Source organism: Shewanella maritima (assembly GCF_043643735.1).
GTDB classification, from domain to species: domain Bacteria; phylum Pseudomonadota; class Gammaproteobacteria; order Enterobacterales; family Shewanellaceae; genus Shewanella; species Shewanella maritima_A.
Window position 1 is genome coordinate 407,049 of sequence record NZ_JBHZSM010000002.1, and the last position, 20,312, is coordinate 427,360.

Below are 20,312 nucleotides of genomic sequence, written 5' to 3' on the forward strand. Positions count from 1 at the left end.
CGTGTAACCCAATCGTAAAAGGTGTCTTATGTCTGCTTCAGGATTTTCATTCTCAAGTGCCTTGTCACAGCAACAGAGTAAACAAAAACAAGATAACTCTTCTGCCAAGCCAGCTCAGTCTGCGGCATCTGACAGTGGCGGTTTTTCTTTCTCAAGTGCGCTATCAAAGCAACAGTCTGATAATGATGCCAATGTGAAATCGGCGACCAAGTCTGCTGGAGGTTTCTCTTTTGCTAATGCGCTTTCTCAGCAACAAGCTGAGCCTGCTGTATCCCAAGTAGCAGTATCTAAAGCAACATCATCGGAGCAGGCCAAAAACTTATTGGCTGCAGACGAATGGCTGCGGGGCGAAATGACCTTAAAATGTGTTGCCAAATGGCAAGAAACCCATGATGTAGTCAGCTTTAAATTTCAGGGGTTGGAGCCGGTAAAATTCAACTTTAAACCGGGACAGTTTCTGACTTTTAAATTGATGATTGATGGTAAACCTGTTTTCCGCAGTTATACCATTGCGTCATCACCATCACGACCTTATTCACTCACCGTCACCATTAAACGTATTGAAGGCGGTGTGGTGTCAAACTACCTAGCTGACACTTTGAACGTCGATGATAAGGTGACAGTCACTGGCCCTGATGGGGCGTTTAACTTAGTGGATATTAACGCTGATAAATACCTATTCTTATCGGCTGGCAGTGGTGTGACTCCGATGCATTCTATGTCTCGCTGGTTATGTGATACCACCACTGATAGCAACATCGCCTTTGTGCATAGTGCACGCAGTGCAAAAGATATTATTTTTGCCGATGCGATGGCTTCAATGGCGCAGCGCAGTGATTCGTTTTCACTCAGCTATGTGCTTGAAGATGATAGCCAGCATCAAGACTTGCTAATACGTTATCCACAAACTCAATGCGATGCTGGCAGGCTGACTATTGAGAAACTGCAGGCGCTAGTGCCCGATTACAAATCTCGTACCGTGTTTATTTGTGGCCCAACACCTTACATGGACGCAGTTAAAGCCTTATTGGTGGATGCGGGTTTTGATATGGCGAACTTTTACCAAGAAAGCTTTGGTGATACGCCAAAAGTCAGTCAAGCAATGACCAAATTGTCTCCTAGCGAGCATGCTGCCGCTGGCGGGTTTATGCTAAAAATAGGTGATAAAGCAATTCCACTTGGCAGTGAGCAAACCTTATTGGAAGGCATAGAGTCTGAAAGCTTATCGATTATTGCCGCATGTCGAAATGGCGTATGTGGTGCATGTAAATGCCAAGTTACTGAAGGCGAGGTAAGCAGCGACAGTACAGCGACATTAACAGCTGCAGAAATTGAAGCCGGCTTCGTATTGGCTTGTTCAACTAAAATTCGCTCTGATGTCAGTTTGAAAATGTAGTCATTAGCTGACTGAAACCCAAGCCAATGCAGTTGCGTTGGCTTTTTTGTGTCTGCTTATTTAGGTCTGTAATTTCACAAAATAAAAATTAATTAATGGGGTATTTAAGCAAATTTTGAGCAAGCGCACGCCTGAATACCATGATGCAATTGTATAATCATGTTTTAAAAATGAGGTATTTCTAATGTCTAAATCCATTCATGGTCGTAATGTTATTAACTTAATGAAGACGCATACTCCACAGCCCCGTGAACAATGGTTGGCATTAATGGCACAAGAATTTGGCCAAGATGCACAGTTCCATACTTGTCAGGCGAGTGACATGACAGCTGAGCAGTTATTTGAATTATTTGTGGGTAATGGTCGCTTATCAGATTCCGCTGAGGGCTACACCATTAATCAATGTGGTCACTGTGCTGGTAAAGAAGGTCACAACCACGCTTAAACCTTGCGATTACTTAACCGTATTGAAAAAAATGCCAGACATATGTCTGGCATTTTTGCTTCTAGCGTATAAGAGAGGGGCTTATTAATCGGGGAGTCATCACCCAGATTAGCCAATGAAGCTCAGATAGCCTTGCAAGATAATCGCGTTAACGATATCGATAAAGAAGGCACCCACGATCGGCACAATCATAAAGGCTTGCGGTGACGGCCCTGTTCGTGACACTAGCGCACCCATATTCATCACCGCTGTTGGCGTTGCACCCATACCAAAACCACAGTGACCGCCGGCAATAACGGCGGCATCATAGTTGCTGCCCATGGCTTTAAATGTCACGAAGTAAGCAAACAAGCCTAAGATGACCGTTTGCGCAAATAAGATGATTAACAGTGGAACCGCAAGGTCAAAAATCTCCCACAGTTTGAGGTTCATTAGCGCCATTGAAAGGAATAGAGCCAAGGACACGGTACCGAGTATATCAATACATTCACTGTTAATTTTGTAGCCGCGAGACATTTCAGTGATGTTGGTGATCACCACGCCTAAAAACAGGGCATATACAAAATTAGGCATTTTCAGCCAAGTGATACTGTAGGTATCCACTAAGTGACCAATCCAGTTTGCACCTGAGACACAAAGCAGAATAATAAACAGCACTTCTAAGATTCGTTTGGCTGTTACGCGGTCTTCTTCAAGTTGGTCGTAAGTCACCAGATCAGGGTGATCCTGATGATGATTGCCGCCCACACCGTAAGATGACTCTAATTTATGCTTACTAATAAGGCGTTGGGCAACAGGGCCACCAATAATACCGCCCATAACCAAACCAAAGGTGGCTGCTGCCATGGCAAATTCTAAGGTGTTGATGCCATACATATCAGAGAAGGTTTGTGCCCAAGCCGCACCAGTACCATGCCCGCCCGACAAGGTAATTGAACCAGCAATTAACCCCATAATCGGCTCGAGCCCTAAGGCAGAGGCTAAACTCACACCTACAGCGTTTTGAATAATGATATAAACAGAGGCGATCCCTAGAAACCAAAAGACTTTGGCACCGCCTTTCATCAGTAATTTATAACTAGCAGCCAACCCCACAGTACTGAAAAACATCAGCATCAGGGTATTTTGCATCGATAAGCTAAATACCAATGATATGTTATTAAAGTGCAATATTGTGATGATAGCGGCGACAATCAGACCACCAACAATTGGCTCTGGAATATTGTATTTCTTTAATACTTTGACTTTTCGGTTGATTAAATGGCCGATAAACAGAACAAGAATAGCGATCAGGAATGACTCCAGCTCGCCTATGGTATAGACAGTTTCCATTTTACTCCTCAAGAAATAGCGGGTGATGAACCATCACCAAAGCATGCTTGTAGGTATTATTGGGCGATGTTTAAAATAAATTGTAGATGACGCCAATGATGATGTAACTGATCCCGTTACGGCTTACAGGCTTCATGCCCGTGAATACATGCTGATATAGAGAGATTAACCATAATTTTAGATTGGTAATGCGTGAAAATACAGTCAAAATCACTAAAATCAGAATATTTAGTAGAAATTGTTGTCGCTTCAAAAGTGAAGCGTTAACGTGCAGTTAAGTGATGTCTGTTAGTGTGTTGACACTGTTAACACAGTATCATTTGCATTTGTCATCGATCATCATTGCCAGTGTTTATGGTCGATTAACCTAATAAAGAGCAAAAAATGAAGTTAGAACAAATTGATAAACAACAATACCGCAGTCTTAATAATAAAGTTCAATTTAGCTTAGTAGCATTATTAGCCTTACTTTCAGTTGTCATCGGGCAAACCCTAATTGTATTTTTTGGTTCAGAAGCATTGCCTGATGGCTCAACAGGTAACTTTAATTTGAATTTTCTTGGGGTTATTTTTGCACTGATGATTTGTACTTTCGTGGTACGAAAACAGCGTGGTAAGCCTCAGTATTTTGAGGTGTATTACATTTGGCAGTTAAAGCAGTTACAGAATAAGATTTTCAAAAACCTAAAAAGCATCCAATCTAAAGCAGATGATAATGAACCAGAAGCTTTAATGATCCTAGCCTTCTATTACCGTAGCTTAGCCTTAGTGTATGAGCTTGATAACAACACCCTGACAATGTCTAAAGTGAATGCACAATACCAGCAGGTGAGCGACAAAATGATCTCACTCCAGTTAGACCCAGATGTGCAGCACCTAGATGAGTCAGTGTTAGCCAACTATTAAAATGATGTCCATATCTCAAAGTGCCATTAATTGAGTTTGCCGCATAAAAAAAGCCCTCACATGAGGGCTTTTAAGTTGATGTTTTTAATGCGTATTAACCCAATGGGTAAATGGTTTCTACTTTTAATGACAGTGAACATGCGCCAACAGCTGTCCAATCAACAATAGCTGGGTCAAAGGCCTGACCGTTGCCACCATAAACCGGTGTTGCCCAGTCATAGCTTCTTAGTTCAGTTGCATTGTAGTCAGTAGTGACTTGGATACGAGCTCCAGCATTACGAGGTCCCATATCTGGAGAGCCCAGTTTCACACTCGAACGAGTATCAAACTCGTAATAGTGAATTTCACCTGCATTATTGTCCACCAAGTTCTTACAAGTGTTGTTTTTGGTAATAAGTAGGGTGACGTAATATTCACCGTCATCACCTAAATGCATACTTGGGCCAAATGTTGCTGCACTTGCAATTGACTGGCCATTTTCCTCACGCTGAGTCACAAACGTAGCTGCACCTTTGAAGTTTTTATATTCACTTAATACATAGGCGTTGCCGTCATCGGGGAACTTAGTGGTGATATGTTCTCGGTTAGGTAAACCACACGCAGATTTAACGGTTTTAACACCGCTATCTGAAGCTTTCCACTCATAGAATGAATTCATCTTGCCAAAGCGGGTATTAAGGAATGCTGCATTAACAAAAGATGCACCGTCTTTGTTGTAGTAGAAGGTGCCCGCGCTGGCGCCAGTTAATGCATCCCAATTACCATCTGCTGGGTGAGTTGGTGTATCAGGTGCACCAGGGTCTGGATCCGGACCTGGCTCCGGGGCTTCAAAGGTATGACAGCTGGTGCAATTTTCGCCATAGTGAACATCCGGAGCTTGTGCTGAATGGCAACTAGTGCAGGTGCTATTGTCTCGACCTTCATGATCTTCTGGCAATGGTGTAGCAGCATAAGTGCCAATAGACGTGCTTGTCATCTGTGGCATAGGAACTTGGGCATTATTGACAAATGGGTTATCCGGGTTCGGATTTTCATATTCAAAATTGACACCTTCTTCAGCACACTGCTCTTGGAACGTGCTGATATAGCTGGTGGCTTTGGCTTGTAATGCTGCGTTATCAGAAACTAAAGACTCATTATCAGCAAGTGCTTGGTCAGTGGTTTCTTGCAAGGCTGCTTTATCAGATTCAAGCTGTGCATTTTGTGTTTCTAAGGTTTTAATTTGTTGCTCTAAACCTGAAGTATCAGTGTCATCATCATTACAACCTGTAAGTGCAATCACGGCTGCACATATAAGGCTAATTTTAAATTTATTGTTCATCATAATTAATTCCCTGCATTACTCTTTGATTAGGGGGTTATTGTTGTAGTTGCTTAAATGCAGATGATTGGTAAGTCATCAACTCCCCGAATTGTTCTTCAATAATCATTAATGGTATGTGTTCTATTTCTGCTAGTTGTAAAGACTCCTTTATTGGTAAGATCATGAATGCGGTAGCAAGCGCGTCTGCGGTCATGCATAAGTCAGCAATGACAGTGGTAGATACAATGTTATTGTTCGCTGGGTAGCCAGTTTTAGGATCGATAATGTGAGAGAATCTCTGGCCATTTTGGGTGAAGTAATTGCGATAATCTCCAGATGTCGCGATTGCTAAGTTATTGAGTTCGAGCTTGATGACACTCGTTGCGCCCACTGCATATGGTTTTTCAACAGCCACAACCCAAGGTTCACCTAATTTATTGCCGCTCGTTGTAACTTCTCCTCCTATGTCGACGATGAAATTATGAATGTTATTATTTTTTAGAGTGTTAGCGATGACATCGACGCCATAGCCTTTAGCTATAGCTGATAAGTTGATTGATAATTCTGAGTTTTTCTTTATTAACAGCTGATTATTTAGGCTGAACTTTTCCATACCTATACGAGATATTGCTTGTTCAATCTGCGCTTGAGTGGGTTGTTGTCTTTTACTGGAATGAGGCCCAAATCCCCATAGATCAATTAAAGGTGTAACAGTTATATCAAAACGGCCATGGGTTAACTGGTTGATACGAATAGACTCAGATAATACTAATCGCATTTGCTCAGAAATTGGATAAGTTCCTTTTTGGGCTTTATTAATCAGGCTTATTTCTGAATCTTCACGCCACACTGACATTGATTGATTTAATTCTTCTAATGCCGTATCTATTTTTTGTTTTAGCTGTTTGTTTAGTTCAGTACTATTACGCTTATCAACCCAAGTTACTATGTAATCATTCCCCATAGTTTTTCCTTGGATTCTATTAATTTTTTCTACTGCAGTAACAGTTAAAGTAAATGATGTTAATAAGTAGAATAGTATAATCTTAATAAGTGTCTGCATTATTAACTTTATTAATATATATGTGATTGATTTGTATTGTATTGAGTTGTAACTATATGTATGTGATTGGGTTCAACTTTGTCGCGTAATTGAAGGTTGTTTATTCTATTTGTGATTTACGTTTTGTTTTTATGGTGTTTGAGACATGCATTTGTCTTGGTTGGTATTTGCTCAGATTAAATCTGATTCCAACCTGCCTTTAATCTGTTTTTTAATTTTTTCTAAATTAATTTTTAATACATTATCTTTTTTTGATTTAGGGTTTTATTTAATTTGTTTGTTGGTTTTATTAGTTTTGGAGTAATTAAAAGGTAGTTTGTTGGTGGCTGTGAATAGCGTTGAAGTAATTAGTTTTTAACATTTCTTAAGTGATAAATATAAGTGAAAATCCAGTTTTTATTTTATTAATTATTATCAGTATTGGTTGCTTTAAATTTGTACAGGATGGTGATGGTGACATAACAGAAAAAGGACCATAGGGGCTAGCATGGATCTGCTTGTCACTGTCAGGGAGTGAACTCTGCGATGGGTTAATAGATGTTATGCATGATTAGTATGCAACATATGCATCAAATAGTTTCATTTAACTGATTAGCATTGAACCTGCTTATCGGTTTTTATATTGTAGCGTTAACGTTTATCTAAAAAATAATTAACGGTAAGTCAACTTACTCTGTCGAGGCTAAATTGCTCATTTCATCTGGCATATTGCGACAATTTCGATTGCTTGTGATAACAGCACTACTGGTTTTTTTCTCTTCATATAGCCATGCGAGTGTGTTCACCGATATTTCCCTCGATGATCCCATTGCCATTTTGAATCACACTGATGAAGGGAAGTTTCTACTATCGTTACTGATGGTAGCTGAGCAGAAAAGTGATTGGGTATCGGCCCAGCTGGCATCTTTACAAAAAGAGGGGCTGTTTAATAAAGACAAAACATTTAAAGCTGTTGAGTTGCGCATTTTACATGATATCGATGTTAGTCAGGGTAACCTAACATCAGCGCAAACCCATGCTAATCAAATGCTCCACCTTGGAAAGGCAAGTGCCACGCTATGGATTCAAGCGGAGGCAATGACATTAAAAGGGATGATTGCCGCGCGTAGAGGTGTGGCTGATGAAGCATTTGAGATGATTAATGAGAGTATTGAGCTAGCCACCGAATCAAATCATGAACGAATATTGTCTAGAGCCCTGAATACCCGAGGAGCATTACATTCGCGAAAATTGAACTATGAAGCATCAATTGCAGATTATCAACGTGCTATCAGTTTGATTAAAGATGCGACCAACCGAGCTTTTGTGAGTAAAGTGTATTCTAATATTTCAGTTGTTTACTCTCTAATTAAAGATTGGGATGAAGCGATTAAATATAATCAAAAAGCCATTAATATATATTTGAAAGGTCATTTTATTTCCGATGAACATGTATTGATTTTGTACAGTAATGCCAGTGATTTGTTTGCCGAAGCTGGCGATATAAAAGCGGCTTTTGAATATAGTGAAAAAAGTACTGAAATAGCCTCCCAGTCACCTAATAAGCAACTGTTACAATACGCGTTGTGGACCCAATCTGAGTTATTACTTAATACTGGCAAGTTCCAGCAGGCAAAAGCCGTAGTTACTGAATGTTTAGCGATTACTGAAGGTGTTTACGATCCCATTGCACGCAATCAGTGCTTGCTTGGTTTGGGGATCATTCGATTTAATTTGGGGGAGATGACCCAAGCTAGAGATGATGGTCTTGCGGCGCTGGAAGCTTTTGAGCAACTACAAGTGACAAACTTGCAATTAGAAAGTCATCAATTGCTCGCTGATGTGTATCAAGCATTAAATGATCTCCCTGCCGCAATTTGGCATTTGAAACGCTTTTATGAAGGCACTCAAGCAGTATTATTTGATAATAGAGAAGCTCAAACAGTTGAAATGCAAGCTAAGTTTGAGCATAAGCTGCAACAGGAGCAAATAGCGCTATTAGAATCAAAGAATGCCTTATCAGCCGTGACTTTAGAAAAAAATGCATTGAGTCAACGCCTGTTAATCATGTTTATACTCTTGGTCAGCTTAACTTTTCTGTTTTTGTTGAAACGTTATAACGGCTATAAGCAACGTGTTGTTAATTTAAGTCAGTCTAATAAGCACTTATATGAACAGTCTAATCGTGACCAGTTGACCGAAATATTCAATCGACGCTATATGGAGCATTTTGTTAGCATGAGAGCTAGCCATGCTCAAACTGCGCATTTCAGTGTCATTATTATTGATTGTGATCACTTTAAACAGGTGAATGATACTTATGGACATGAAGTGGGTGATGAAGTGCTTAGAGAGTGCGCGCGTCGTTTTTCTATGAGTATTCGTGAAGGTGACATCCTTTCTCGTTGGGGTGGAGAAGAGTTTTTGTTGTTATTAGGCTGCAAAACGGAAGAATTACCACAGCAGGCCTTAACGCGATTAAACCAGGTTATTGCCCAAAAACCGATAACCACCTCCAAGGGAAATATTTCAATTACTGTGTCGATTGGTGCTTCGCCCACTGTGCCTAATAGCGCCATTGCGAAAGATTGGCATTGTTTGAAAGTTGCAGCGGATAGTGCGTTATATCTTGCAAAAGAAGAAGGGCGTAACTGTGCCAGAGTCGCGCTTGAATTGTGCTAGCAAGCGTGACCTATGTGAGTGCTTTTAGCTATGTCTGTTCAGAGCTATGCCTGTCTACAGCTATGCCAGTCTAAAGCTATGCCTGTCTACAGCTATGCCAGTCTAAAGCTATGCCAATTAAGTCAATTCAGAGGATACGTTATGTTAGCCGTAATTAGTGAGCGGTTAATCCAGCGTTAGCGCAACAATTTTTAATGGGTGATTGTTATCAAATGATGGGAAGTCTTTATGACAATCTAACCACTGACTTTGCACTACCTTTCTGCCTTGCTTTTCAACACAGCGCACTAATTGTTGATACCACTCTTGCTTATCTACCTTCGCCACATTATTGCAGCAAACAACTGTACCGCACTCAGCCGTCGCCAGTACCGCCGGTTTAAATAATGATTGATAATCATTGATTAAATCAACAATGCCGAATGGACTTTTGGCATAACGAGGAGGGTCTAAGAAGACTAAATCAAATTGAGTAGCAGGTAACTTAGGGTACTTAGGCAAACGTTGATTACGTCTGCCACCCACTTTTAAGCCTGCTAATTGTCGCAATGCGGGGAATGCATCACTTTGGATAAATTCACAGGTATTTTCTACATTATTGAGTTGCGCATTTTTGCGACCAGCTTCAAGGGCAAATGAAGAGAAGTCAACATTGACCACGCGTTTAGCACCGCCAACTGCAGCAGCAGTGCCAATACCACAGGTGTAAGAAAATAAATTCAGCACTGTTTTATCGCTAGCATGCGCGCGCATATATTCTCGGCCAATACGCATATCAAGAAATAATAATGGGTCTTGCCCTTCGTGGCGTAATTTACTGGTAAATAATATGCCATTTTCGGCCATGGTTTGTTCAGATTGAGCAAACTGTTGAGATGAGTCAGCCAGAGAGTTATTGATGCGAGAGTGGCCCTGTGAACGGTCGTTATATACCACAGGGAAATCGTTAATTTGCTGTAGGCGCTTCCTAAGTAAACTTATCTCTTCATCAGTGAGGCTTTGATGAAAACTTTGAATTAACCAAGCATCACCGTATCTATCAATATTGAGCCCCTTTTCACCTTCAACAGTGCCATGAAATAAGCGATAACAATCAGTGCTGGTTTGTTCCGCGCGTGACATAAATTGTTGACGCGTGGTGATAGCCTGTTCTAGGTGTGACAAAAGTGACATGGTAACTGCTCAAGGTATTTAAGAGCGTAAAGTATACCAAGTTAATGCGGGTCGCTTAAACAGAGTTTGCTAACTATATTTTTTCTAGGGAAGCCAAACTGTGACCATGGAGAGGTATTTAAGCTAAGGTACGGTTATTTCAAGTAAGTGAAAGTGTAATAAACAAAAGAATAAAAAGTGATGCAGAGGTATTTTTGCTAAAAGAGTTAATCATTACAGCTTATATGTTGACGGCATTTTTGGGTGCATTTATGTTCTACTTACAGTTTGCAATAGCGACTCCTCATCCCTTTAAATACACCGATATCGAACAGAGAGTCTCAGGTGGTGATCCTCTATAGGTACTGCTTAACAACGAATATGGTGAGCAGTTACCTTATTTTCATCAAGCCTACTTTGACCCTCTCGTGTGCTTTATCAATTAGGTGAGACAGAAGAAGCGATGCAATGGTTAGCCCAAGTTGTTGAGCTAACCAATATGAGCGAAAATCGGCAAAGGTATCTTGCAAAATTAGATTGGATCAACAATCAAACTAATCTGCCTAACCAGTAGTTTTAGGGTTACTCGGCTAAATGGACTTTAAAGGTACGCTCTGCGATCACTTTGCCTTTTAGTTCGAGTGTCATGCGCCAGTTTCCAAGTTTGTTTTCAATGGGTGCCCAAATGGTATCGCCCAGATAAAAGCGCCAATCGTTCTCTTTAATGTAGACCTCTCCATCAAAAGGGGGACGGATATTGCCATTATCATCAGGAATATCGGGGTGGTAAATGCAGTAACGCAGTTTTTGGTTCTTTGCTTTTTTAATACGTGTTACAAAACCAAATTCAATGTCTATTTCAGCTGGCACATGTATCGTGGCCTGTAAAAACTTTGGCAGTGCAGCACTTTGTGAGTCCCACTTTGAAAATATGCCAGCTTGAATGACTTGTACATCTACCTTTAACTTACTCATTTAGTGCGCCAAATAAGCTATTTAAGCCGACTTGCTTAGCTGGTTTATTGCAGCTTGTATTGCGAACTCATACCCCTGAATGCCCAGTCCACATATTACCCCTACAGCTTTATCTGAAAAATAAGAATGATGCCTAAATGGCTCACGGGCGTGTACATTGGAAATATGTACTTCAATGAACGGAATATTTACCCCTAAAATGGCATCTCTTAATGCCACACTTGTGTGCGTGAATGCCGCTGGGTTGATGACAATAAATTGCGCATCAGTTGCATGGATAGCGTTAATGATTTCATGTTCAGCATTTGATTGAACATGTTCAAATGCCATTCCCGCATCTTGTGCTTGCGCCTTTGCGCTGCCGACGATGGTATCGAGGTTGTCACTGCCATATACACCAGGCTCACGTCGGCCTAGTAGATTTAAATTAGGCCCATTCACTAATAAAATTTTGGCAGCCATGAAAGCATCCTTTTGTTTTAGTTGGCGTTAGTCAGTGTAATTTAACACGAAATTTGCGGTAAATGAGTATTTGTTTGCATACAATTTAGGCTTTACAAGCCTAAATTGTGGATAAATTAATAGTCGTTATTTTTGCGTCGCAGGGCCTTAGTCGCTCCACGTTGCTTTTTAGCATCAACCCGTCGTCGCTGACTCGATTTCGTTGCTTTAGTCGCAATACGGGCTTTCTGTATATAAGTCACACTCTTAATTAATTCAATAAACTGCATCAAGGCTTGTTGTCGGTTAGCATCTTGGCTTCGACTTTGCTGACATTTAATAATGACTTTGCCGCTTTTAGTAATGCGATGATCGGCCTTGGCTAGCAATCTTTGTTTATAAAAGTCGGGCAAGCTCGACTGATTAATATCAAAGATTAATTGGGCAGCGGTGGAAACTTTATTAATGTGTTGCCCACCAGCGCCACTTGAACGGACAAATTGCCATTCCACTTCATGGTCTGCAAGGGTGACCCGTTGGCTGATCTCAATCATGTTCTTGCGTCCTAAAGTCAGTTGTGCAGCTGTTGAGTCGTTGATTCAAGATAGCTTGCTTGAACCGTTAGCAGTGTTTTGCTGATGCGAAACATCAGAATACGTTCTAGTCGATTAAAATGCATCATTCAGTTAACAAAGATCGCAATTGGTTCAATTAAATCACCCGTTTAGTGGGGGAGTTTGTTATTATCTGCAACTATTGCTGCAATCATTGCCAGCTCAGGTTTTATGGAGGCTATATGTTAAGTCAAATTCCGGATATTGCCACAGGCGTAGTGAGTTTATTTGTTAGCGGTCGCTTATCTGCTAATGATTATCGCGACACATTATTGCCTCAGATTGAGCAATATAGAGAAACCTACGGCAGAGTCTGTTTATACATTGAGGCTGATGTGTTACTCGAAGGTTGGGACATCGCTTCATTGACGGGCACTGAACAAGTTACCTTCCCTGAGTTTGATGCTTTAGCATTTGTTGGTGGACCAGACTGGGTAGGCAATGCAGTTAATTTATTGAGTCCCTTCATGCAAGGGGAGATTGCTTGGTTTGCCCTTGAAAACAAGCAAGATGCCATTGCATGGATTGCGAAAAAAGACTAACTCATTGTGCTTTGAGCTTACGTTTGAAGGCATATGATGTCACTCGTGCTGAGATGAGGCATGAAAATCTAAAAGGAAAGAGAAATGAAAAAACTGACTGCAGTTGTCACAAGTTTATTGTTAGTTGTTGGCCTGTCAGCATGCGCCCCTGAAGTGGGTAGCGAAGCCTGGTGTAAGCAAATGGACAAGAAAGACAAAGGTAATTGGACTGCTAATGAAGCGGCAGATTATGCCAAGCACTGCGTGTTTTAAGTAGGACTAAAGCTAATGTTCAAGCAGTGTGTGCTGCTTGAACTTAGTATTGTTTTTGCATTTTTTTTCCTAAACCTTCTCTACCTTCTAACTTATTTCTGTCTCTGCCCCCTTTTAGCGTTCTAGATATTAATCCATCATCATTAATTCCATTGAACAAATAAAAATCAAATTAGTGCTTGCTTATTTAGGATTACGATTGTAATTTAAAACTATAGATTACATTTGTAATCATATTTTTGTAAGAATCATTTAGTCAACAACAGTAAGAAAAAAACTGGTTAGGGTTATGAGTAAAGACATCAGTAATAGTGAGTTATTAGTGTTAAAACAGTTGTGGTTGCAGTCGCCACAAACCTCAAGTGACTTGGTTTCAGCACTGGCTGATACGCAAGATATGCACGAGAAAACGGTTAAAACACTGCTCAATCGATTAGTGAAAAAAGAGGCCGTGAGCTATGAAAAGCAAGGGCGAATTTATCATTACTCGCCATCAATTGCTGAACAAGACTACACATCGAAAGCCTCACAGTCTTTTGTCGAACGTATGTTCTCGGGCAAGTTATCCCCCTTGGTTGCCGGCTTTGCAAAAAATAACACCTTATCGGCTGAGGATGTGGATGAACTGCAATCCTTGATAGATGATTGGCATAAGGAGCAAAAGTAATGTTAATGCAAGGAGGCAGTCACATCATCGAATTAGGCGCACAACTCGCACTAGAGCTCATTGTACTGATGAGTATTGCCTGCGCCGTCTTATTGTTAACTCACCGATTTTGTTTAGTTAAGTTGGGCGCACATTATACCTATGCACTCTGGTTATTATTGCCAATATTGCTGGTGGTTGAACTCGCGCAAATCTCATTGCCTCAGTGGTTTAGTTTGGTTTCTGACAATGCGGTTACCAGCTCAATGGCAACATATACAGTTCGGGCTGGAACTCAGTTAGCAGCTGATCAGGGTACGCTTTGGTTTATATTATTGGGTGTGTATATAGTTGGCTTAATATGGCACCTTTGCCGTTTAGGTTATCAGCTAGCGCAGTTGCGATTAATTAAGCATCACGCCCATATCGTTTCGCAGCCTTCACAGTTTGGCTTGGCTGATACTCGACTTGATATAGCACAAAGCGAATATGTGAATAGTCCTGTGCTCGTGGGAGTCATTCGCCCAGTTGTCTTAGTGCCAAAAAGCTTTTTTGAATTATCTCAGCCTCAGCAGCAGGCCATTGTTGCCCATGAGCAATTCCACTTTCAACGTAAAGACCACATTGCTAATTCGCTTGCTTATTTGTTGGCAGTAATGATGTGGTTTAACCCAATTACATGGCTAGCGTATAAACGCTTTAGACATGATCAAGAGTTATCCTGTGATGCCGCAGTGACAGCAGCCATGGTATCGGATTCAAAAATTGCGTATAGCCGTGCGCTACTCGCATATTCACAACATGCGCCATTAAGCATGTTCCACACTCACTATGGAGATAAAACCATCTTAAAAGAGAGGATCTTACAGATGAAAAAACAACACGGAAAAAGCACCGGACTGATGTTAGGTCTAACCGCGTCATTAGTACTCTGCGCATTGTTCATTAACCCCAGCGTAAATGCGGGTAGTCAGCATCAAGCTGAGACAAAAAAAGCTAAGCAAGATGTGGTGTACCCCACTATACGCATTGAACCTAAGTACCCAGCCCAAGCAGCAAAAGAGGGGCTGAATGGCTATGTGCAGTTGTCATTTGATATCAGCCCTGCAGGTAATGTGTCTAACGTTGAGATTGTGAAATCGTCACCTAAAGGCGTATTTGATAGCTCAGCAAAAGAAGCACTAGAGCAATGGCAATATCAGACATCTAAAGCGGGTAAAAAAGGCAGTTTAGTGCAATTGGATTTTGTTATTCACCAGCCTGAAGAGTCAATTGAGCGTATTCAAGTTCATTAAAAGTGACAAGGTTTTAGGTTGCTTTGATAGGTAACCCTAGGTTTAGCTTGATCAACTAAACCTGTTAAATAGCGCTTTTTAATTCAGAAAACTATTTGTGTTTAGCCGAAAAGTTGGTGTGTATGACATCAAGCATTTTTTATATTTGAATTTTTGGGTTGGATATGGCGATGCATTAATCAACGTATTACTTGAGCCTTAGCTGGTTTTTTGGGTCTTCTGTTCACTTAATTATTCTCTCAATAGATTGCTTTTTAAACTAATTCATAGCGAGGTTTAAAGTTAACAGCGTTATCAATGCCGATATGATTTTGTTTTACTGATAGTGGAATAAGATTGAAAACAATCGTTTTTTTAGTGTAATCTAATTATCACTCTTGGGCATGGAACGCCGACAAGCTGTTTTTCAGTACTCCTTCCCAAACTCCCTATGCTGTAACACCGTTTTCGTCAATAGTTTGCATGATGAAATGAACTATCAAGAATACTCGTTTTATGTTGTAGAGATTCATGAGGTAACATTAGGTTTGCTTCAAATGTGCAATTATTAAATTTTGCAGTAAACAGGAAATCTATTTAAGGAATTAGAATAAAAAGGAATTTATATGAATGTAAATGCAACTTTGATGGGGCAATTGCTAATGGTCTTTATTCTACTCAATACGACAGTTTGTTACTTCTTAGCGAAAAAGAAATCTGAAACGCCTAAAGTCGCAACCTTGATTGGCTTTTTCTTTTCGCTTTTTCCACTTTTTGGGCTGATTTATGTAGCTGTATTAGCATTCAAAAAAAATATTCAGCAATAAAGGTTACCGCTTATCCAGAGTATGAGCATTGGGTACCTACAGACGCTAAATTCTAAGATGTCAGCGTCTACTTTTGTCATTTATCTTCAATTTTTTAATGATTTTTACAAGGATTGTTTATGAAAATAATAATGGTGTTATGTCTTGGTTTGGCTATGTTGAGTGGTTGTTCGTCAACGCCAGAGCAATATTTAACTGAAGAGCCAGTAATAGTTGATCAAATTAACTTATCAAACTATTGGGTAAGAAAAGCGGAAGAGTTTAGTTTTGATACAGGCGCTCTAAAACCTCCGAAAACCAGTGGAATAGTGAAAGTGAAGTACCTCATTGACTCTAACGGAGAGATTTTTAACCCTACCGTAGTAGAATCTATGCCCCAAGGCGCTTGGGATAAGTTTGCGTTAAAAGCCTTAGAAAATATTCACTATATTCCTTCTGAATCTAATGCCTCAAAGACGCCTGTGTATGTGATAACAGAGTTCAGTTTTGGTGAAAGTTAATATCAATCGAGCATTAAAAACCGTGTTGTAACTTTATTGGTTCCATCAGCGGCGTATATTGACAACGTTGCTCATGGTTAACGGCGTATTAGCTGTTAACCATGTAACAACAAGCTCAACTATCTGAACAATCAAATGACCCTTTAGGCTTTAATCAACTAACACCCAGTAAAATCTTCGGTGATCGTATAGGTTTCAGCTTGTCCACCTGTGCCAGTGGGTTCGATATAACGGACATAGCAGCTCTCTGGTTCATCAAATAGCACGTTATAGCCAATAGAATAAGTTGATGAACCCTGAATAACATTTACATCACTTGCATCACAACTACTCGCAAAGCAAAACTCTAAAGCAGGGTCGATGTCCATTACTTGATTTATGCCCACGCCGCCATTCTCACCGAAGGCCTCAGGGTATCCATATTTCATTTCAACTAACAGGTCATTCATCATCACTTGGCTACGGTCATCTTTTTCTACCCCTTCAATTGATGAGCGTGCATAAGCAAATGTGGCTGTGCTATTGAATGCGGCTTTAACCCCTTCTAAAGCAGAAATCTTGGCATCACGGCTTAGGTTGATGAACTTTGGTGCAGCAATTACAGCCAAAATACCTAGGATAATAATCACAACAACCAACTCGATTAAGGTAAAGCCGAGTGCTGTTGATTTTTTTGGGGGAAAGCGCGTCATAGAAGGCCCTAATTTATTTTTGAAGACATATTATTAATTCATGCTTGATGATTATTGTGTCAGTTACTTAACGTAAATGCACGAGTTTACAAGATGTCGTTTTTTTGATGATTAGATGACATTTTGCATCCACCGCTGATACAGATGAGTATTTTTTGTAATAAATGTGGCTACTATTCACCTTCCTACAACCCCTATTTAGGCTGGATTTAAACATTATCGTAACGCTTGTGTCGTTTAAGCGTCATTTTTACGCAGTCTTTTTGTCATTTTTGCTCTCTATGTTTGTCGACCAGCAAACAAATTCTTGTACTTAATGTGAGTTAATTCCATCTTCGGAGATGACAATGGAACTGAAAAATCTGTTTAAACTTGGCGCCGTAGCAATGGCACTATCTGCAACAATTGGTCTATCAGGCTGTGGTGGTGATATCAACATTAATACCGGCAATGATGACACGGTAACACCTGATCCAGGTCCAACTGAGCCAACTGAAACTGCACAAGAAAAAGCCTATGGTGGTTTTGCTGAAAAAAGCACTGCTTTTGCATCAGTTGACGGAAAAGAAGTTTGGCAGTTAAAAGGTACGCTGAGTCCTTCAACTGCAGCATCAACTATAGGTGATGCGGGTGGACAAGATGGCAGCAGCATCATTTTAGGTAATGATGTGGTATGGCTATTAGATGGCGCAGTGGTTGCGGGTGGTGATAACGCAGACTCAGTAGAGCTGACTATTCAACCAGGCACTAAAGTGCTTGGTGGCAGCGATTCATATCTCGTGATTAGCCGTGGTTCTAAGATCATGGCTGAAGGCACTAAAGATGCGCCAATCGTATTTACTTCTTCAGTGACGGCACTTGGCCAAGCAGGCGAAGCAGGTCAGTGGGGCGGCTTAGTACTACTGGGTAATGCACCAGTTAACACTTGCCCTGACTTAAGTGCGTGTGATGCGGCGTTCGAAGTTGGCAGCCATAACTACGGTGGTAACGACGAAACAGATAACTCTGGTTCACTAAAATATGTGCGCGTTGAGTTTGGTGGCTTCAAAATCAACGATACCCAAGAAATGAACGGTATCAGCTTTGCAGGTGTGGGTAGTGGTACTGAAGTGGACTACATCCAGATACATGAAAACAAAGACGATGGCGTTGAGTTCTGGGGTGGTAACGTTTCTATCTCTCACGTTGTATTGACTAACAACTTTGACGATTCATTAGATTGGACTAACGGTTGGCAAGGTAGTGCGCAACACGTTTATATCCGCCAAGCTGACAATGGCTCAAACCGTGGTATTGAAGCAGATAGTAACAGTGACGCCAATGCAACGCCTATGTCTAATCCTACGCTTGCTAACTTCACGATTAACGTTGCCAACGGTGAAAACAGTGGTGGCGATGCAGCTGAAGGTATTCTTTTCCGTAAAGGCACAGCAGTAAACGCCTACAACCTTCTTGTTAAAGGCGACGTTGACTCTGGCGAATGTTTAGAAGTGAACGACGACAACACGGTCAACAACGCTAACAGCGACATGCTAGTGGTTGAAAATAGCTTAATTGATTGTGTTGAACCATTTAAAGATGCCCAGCCAGATGCTGAAGAAGGCCGCACATTAGCGCTCGACGTTGAAGCATGGTTCAAAGGTCAAGACGGTAACCTTGAGGGCGCATCTGACCTAAACGGTTATATGCCAAACAGTTCATCAGTAGCATTAACGGGTGGTAAAGCTGACCTGTCTAATATGGACGATCGTTTAGATGATGCGCAGTACATAGGTGCATTTGACGGTACTAACGATTGGACAATGGATTGGACTACTGACATTCATGGTGAGTCTACTGAGCCAGCAACTTTACCCGTGCTGACATCTTGCCCTGTAGGGACGACTTCAGAGACAGTAGTAGACGGTTTATACAAAGGTGCATCAGTGACATTAGTGTGTACTCTTCAAGGTAATGTACTGAGCAACACCACACTGCTTGCTGGTCAAAATGTTATGTACAAACTTGATGGCGGTGCGATTGTTGTGGGTGGCGATAATGAAAACTCTGCCACACTCGGCATTCAAGCGGGTGTCAATATCTTCTCTACTTCTGACAGTTACATTGCCGTCAGCCGCGGTTCTAAAATCATGGCACAAGGTACTGCTGAACATCCAATCGTGATGACCTCTGAAGAAGATGTGCTAACTGGTGCAACGGGTGAGCGCGGCCAATGGGGCGGTTTAGTGATTCTGGGTAACGGCCTAACGAACAAGTGTCCTGATAAAAACGCATGTGACGTTGCATTCGAGGTGGGTAGTCACAGTTATGGTGGTAACGACAACACCGAAAGCAGCGGTCAAATTAGCCATGTAGTGGTTAAGTACGCAGGCTTTAAAGTGAACGACACGCAAGAAATGAACGGTATCTCATTCGCAGCAGTGGGTAGCGGCACGCAAGTTGACCACATTCAGGTGCATGCAAACGGTGACGATGGTGTTGAGTTCTGGGGTGGTGCAGTCAATATCAAGTACGTTTACTTAACTGAAAACTTTGATGACTCATTAGACTGGACTAACGGCTGGACGGGTAAAGCGCAGTTTGTGCATATTACTCACGAAGATGGTGCGGCTAACCGTGGTATTGAAGGTGATAGCCACAAGAGCGACGGTGATACGCCAACATCTATGCCAATGCTTGCTAACTTCACAATTGAGCCAGGTGTCGATATTGAAAACGCCAGCGGTGACAAAGGTGAAGGCATCTTATTACGTGTCGCGACAGCAGCGAAGTTATACAACGTGTTAGTGCATGGCCGCAAAGGTAGCACTGCTGAAACTGAGTCTGGTGAGTGTCTAGAGCTAGATGGTACTTACTCAGGTCTAGTTGATAACGTTAATGATGGTTCGCTATCTATCATGCACTCGATTATCGACTGTAATGAACCATTCAAGTTCAGCAACAGCTCAGACCCAGCTAACAACCTCACAGTAGACGTCGAAACTTGGTTCCTAGGTCAAGACGGTAACTCAACTGCACAAGCTACTCTGACAAATGGTGTACCTGCTGCAAATGACACTGTGCTACTTGGTAATGGCCATGACCTAAGCACTGAAGATAGCTTCTTTGAAGCGACTGATTACATCGGTGCATTTGACGGTACAACTGACTGGCGTGAAGGCTGGACCTATGCTCCACAAGCACAGTAATTCCTTAGCTTCTCGTTAAGTTAGCCAAGTTTATAGCCGCTTTCTAGCTCCCCAGCTTCTCTTTAAAGTTGGAAAGCGGCTATCTCACACCTTACACAGGATA

General features: G+C 41.2%; 19 protein-coding genes. 11 read left to right on the forward strand and 8 right to left on the reverse strand.

Annotated elements, in window-relative coordinates; all coding sequences use genetic code 11:
* The first annotated feature begins 28 nt into the window (after window positions 1–28).
* Together ACHUGF_RS03910 and ACHUGF_RS03915 are read left to right on the forward strand one after the other, a co-directional pair.
* Entirely contained in the window at window positions 29–1,396 is a 1,368-nt protein-coding gene (locus tag ACHUGF_RS03910; protein ID WP_394129473.1) for an FAD-binding oxidoreductase, read from the forward strand.
* A 184-nt stretch (window positions 1,397–1,580) separates the two neighbouring features.
* Window positions 1,581–1,841 (forward strand): YecH family metal-binding protein, encoded by a 261-nt coding sequence (locus ACHUGF_RS03915; protein WP_394129474.1) that lies wholly within the window; start codon window positions 1,581–1,583, stop codon window positions 1,839–1,841.
* A gap of 108 nt (window positions 1,842–1,949) precedes the next feature.
* On the opposite strand, the gene gltS is transcribed toward ACHUGF_RS03915, so the two are convergent.
* Window positions 1,950–3,173 (reverse strand): sodium/glutamate symporter, encoded by a 1,224-nt coding sequence (gltS, locus tag ACHUGF_RS03920; protein ID WP_394129475.1) that lies wholly within the window; start codon window positions 3,171–3,173, stop codon window positions 1,950–1,952.
* Between the two features lie 384 nt (window positions 3,174–3,557).
* On the opposite strand from gltS, the gene ACHUGF_RS03925 reads away from it, so the two are divergent.
* Entirely contained in the window at window positions 3,558–4,079 is a 522-nt protein-coding gene (locus tag ACHUGF_RS03925; protein WP_394129476.1) for a DUF3087 family protein, read from the forward strand.
* Window positions 4,080–4,173: 94 nt separating this feature from the next.
* Here ACHUGF_RS03925 and ACHUGF_RS03930 read toward each other — a convergent pair whose 3' ends face one another.
* A complete protein-coding gene (locus ACHUGF_RS03930) occupies window positions 4,174–5,403 on the reverse strand; it encodes a hypothetical protein (protein ID WP_394129477.1) in 1,230 nt (409 codons plus the stop codon).
* Window positions 5,404–5,437: 34 nt separating this feature from the next.
* Window positions 5,438–6,346, reverse strand: coding sequence for an FAD:protein FMN transferase (locus ACHUGF_RS03935; RefSeq protein WP_394129478.1), 909 nt, complete (start codon window positions 6,344–6,346; stop codon window positions 5,438–5,440).
* Between the two features lie 828 nt (window positions 6,347–7,174).
* Between ACHUGF_RS03935 and ACHUGF_RS03940 the strand changes: the two genes are divergently transcribed.
* Window positions 7,175–9,106, forward strand: a complete 1,932-nt coding sequence (locus ACHUGF_RS03940; protein ID WP_394129479.1) for a tetratricopeptide repeat-containing diguanylate cyclase — start codon at window positions 7,175–7,177, stop codon at window positions 9,104–9,106.
* Window positions 9,107–9,271: 165 nt separating this feature from the next.
* Here ACHUGF_RS03940 and ACHUGF_RS03945 read toward each other — a convergent pair whose 3' ends face one another.
* The 4 genes from ACHUGF_RS03945 to arfB all read right to left on the reverse strand — a co-directional run bounded on the left by ACHUGF_RS03945 (window position 9,272) and on the right by arfB (window position 12,228).
* A complete protein-coding gene (locus tag ACHUGF_RS03945; protein WP_394129480.1) occupies window positions 9,272–10,279 on the reverse strand; it encodes a class I SAM-dependent rRNA methyltransferase in 1,008 nt (335 codons plus the stop codon).
* Window positions 10,280–10,840: 561 nt separating this feature from the next.
* Window positions 10,841–11,233: a DUF3859 domain-containing protein gene (locus ACHUGF_RS03950; RefSeq protein ID WP_394129481.1), complete on the reverse strand. Its 393-nt coding sequence runs from the start codon at window positions 11,231–11,233 to the stop codon at window positions 10,841–10,843.
* A gap of 21 nt (window positions 11,234–11,254) precedes the next feature.
* Window positions 11,255–11,695 (reverse strand): type II 3-dehydroquinate dehydratase, encoded by a 441-nt coding sequence (gene aroQ, locus ACHUGF_RS03955; RefSeq protein ID WP_394129482.1) that lies wholly within the window; start codon window positions 11,693–11,695, stop codon window positions 11,255–11,257.
* Between the two features lie 116 nt (window positions 11,696–11,811).
* A complete protein-coding gene (arfB, locus tag ACHUGF_RS03960) occupies window positions 11,812–12,228 on the reverse strand; it encodes an alternative ribosome rescue aminoacyl-tRNA hydrolase ArfB (protein WP_394129483.1) in 417 nt (138 codons plus the stop codon).
* 242 nt (window positions 12,229–12,470) lie between these two features.
* Between arfB and ACHUGF_RS03965 the strand changes: the two genes are divergently transcribed.
* From ACHUGF_RS03965 to ACHUGF_RS03990, 6 genes are all read left to right on the forward strand, one after another.
* Window positions 12,471–12,830 (forward strand): SpoIIAA family protein, encoded by a 360-nt coding sequence (locus ACHUGF_RS03965; protein ID WP_394129484.1) that lies wholly within the window; start codon window positions 12,471–12,473, stop codon window positions 12,828–12,830.
* A gap of 84 nt (window positions 12,831–12,914) precedes the next feature.
* On the forward strand, window positions 12,915–13,082 hold the full coding sequence (locus tag ACHUGF_RS03970) for a DUF3012 domain-containing protein (RefSeq protein ID WP_394129485.1): 168 nt from the start codon (window positions 12,915–12,917) through the stop codon (window positions 13,080–13,082).
* Window positions 13,083–13,371: 289 nt separating this feature from the next.
* Entirely contained in the window at window positions 13,372–13,749 is a 378-nt protein-coding gene (locus tag ACHUGF_RS03975) for a BlaI/MecI/CopY family transcriptional regulator (protein WP_394129486.1), read from the forward strand.
* Entirely contained in the window at window positions 13,749–15,023 is a 1,275-nt protein-coding gene (locus tag ACHUGF_RS03980) for a M56 family metallopeptidase (RefSeq protein ID WP_394129487.1), read from the forward strand. Before ACHUGF_RS03975 ends, ACHUGF_RS03980 begins: the two co-directional genes overlap by 1 nt.
* Window positions 15,024–15,628: 605 nt before the next feature.
* Window positions 15,629–15,829 carry a hypothetical protein gene (locus tag ACHUGF_RS03985; protein WP_394129488.1) on the forward strand — a complete coding sequence of 67 codons (201 nt, stop codon included), beginning with the start codon at window positions 15,629–15,631 and terminating at the stop codon, window positions 15,827–15,829.
* A gap of 119 nt (window positions 15,830–15,948) precedes the next feature.
* A complete protein-coding gene (locus ACHUGF_RS03990; protein ID WP_394129489.1) occupies window positions 15,949–16,329 on the forward strand; it encodes an energy transducer TonB in 381 nt (126 codons plus the stop codon).
* A gap of 158 nt (window positions 16,330–16,487) precedes the next feature.
* Here ACHUGF_RS03990 and ACHUGF_RS03995 read toward each other — a convergent pair whose 3' ends face one another.
* The gene (locus ACHUGF_RS03995) at window positions 16,488–17,021 is read right to left on the reverse strand and encodes a pilus assembly FimT family protein (RefSeq protein ID WP_394129490.1); all 534 of its coding nucleotides are present in this window, start codon (window positions 17,019–17,021) and stop codon (window positions 16,488–16,490) included.
* 347 nt (window positions 17,022–17,368) lie between these two features.
* Here ACHUGF_RS03995 and ACHUGF_RS04000 point away from each other — a divergent pair, with 347 nt between their 5' ends.
* On the forward strand, window positions 17,369–20,209 hold the full coding sequence (locus ACHUGF_RS04000; protein WP_394129491.1) for a hypothetical protein: 2,841 nt from the start codon (window positions 17,369–17,371) through the stop codon (window positions 20,207–20,209).
* The last annotated feature ends 103 nt before the right edge of the window (window positions 20,210–20,312 follow it).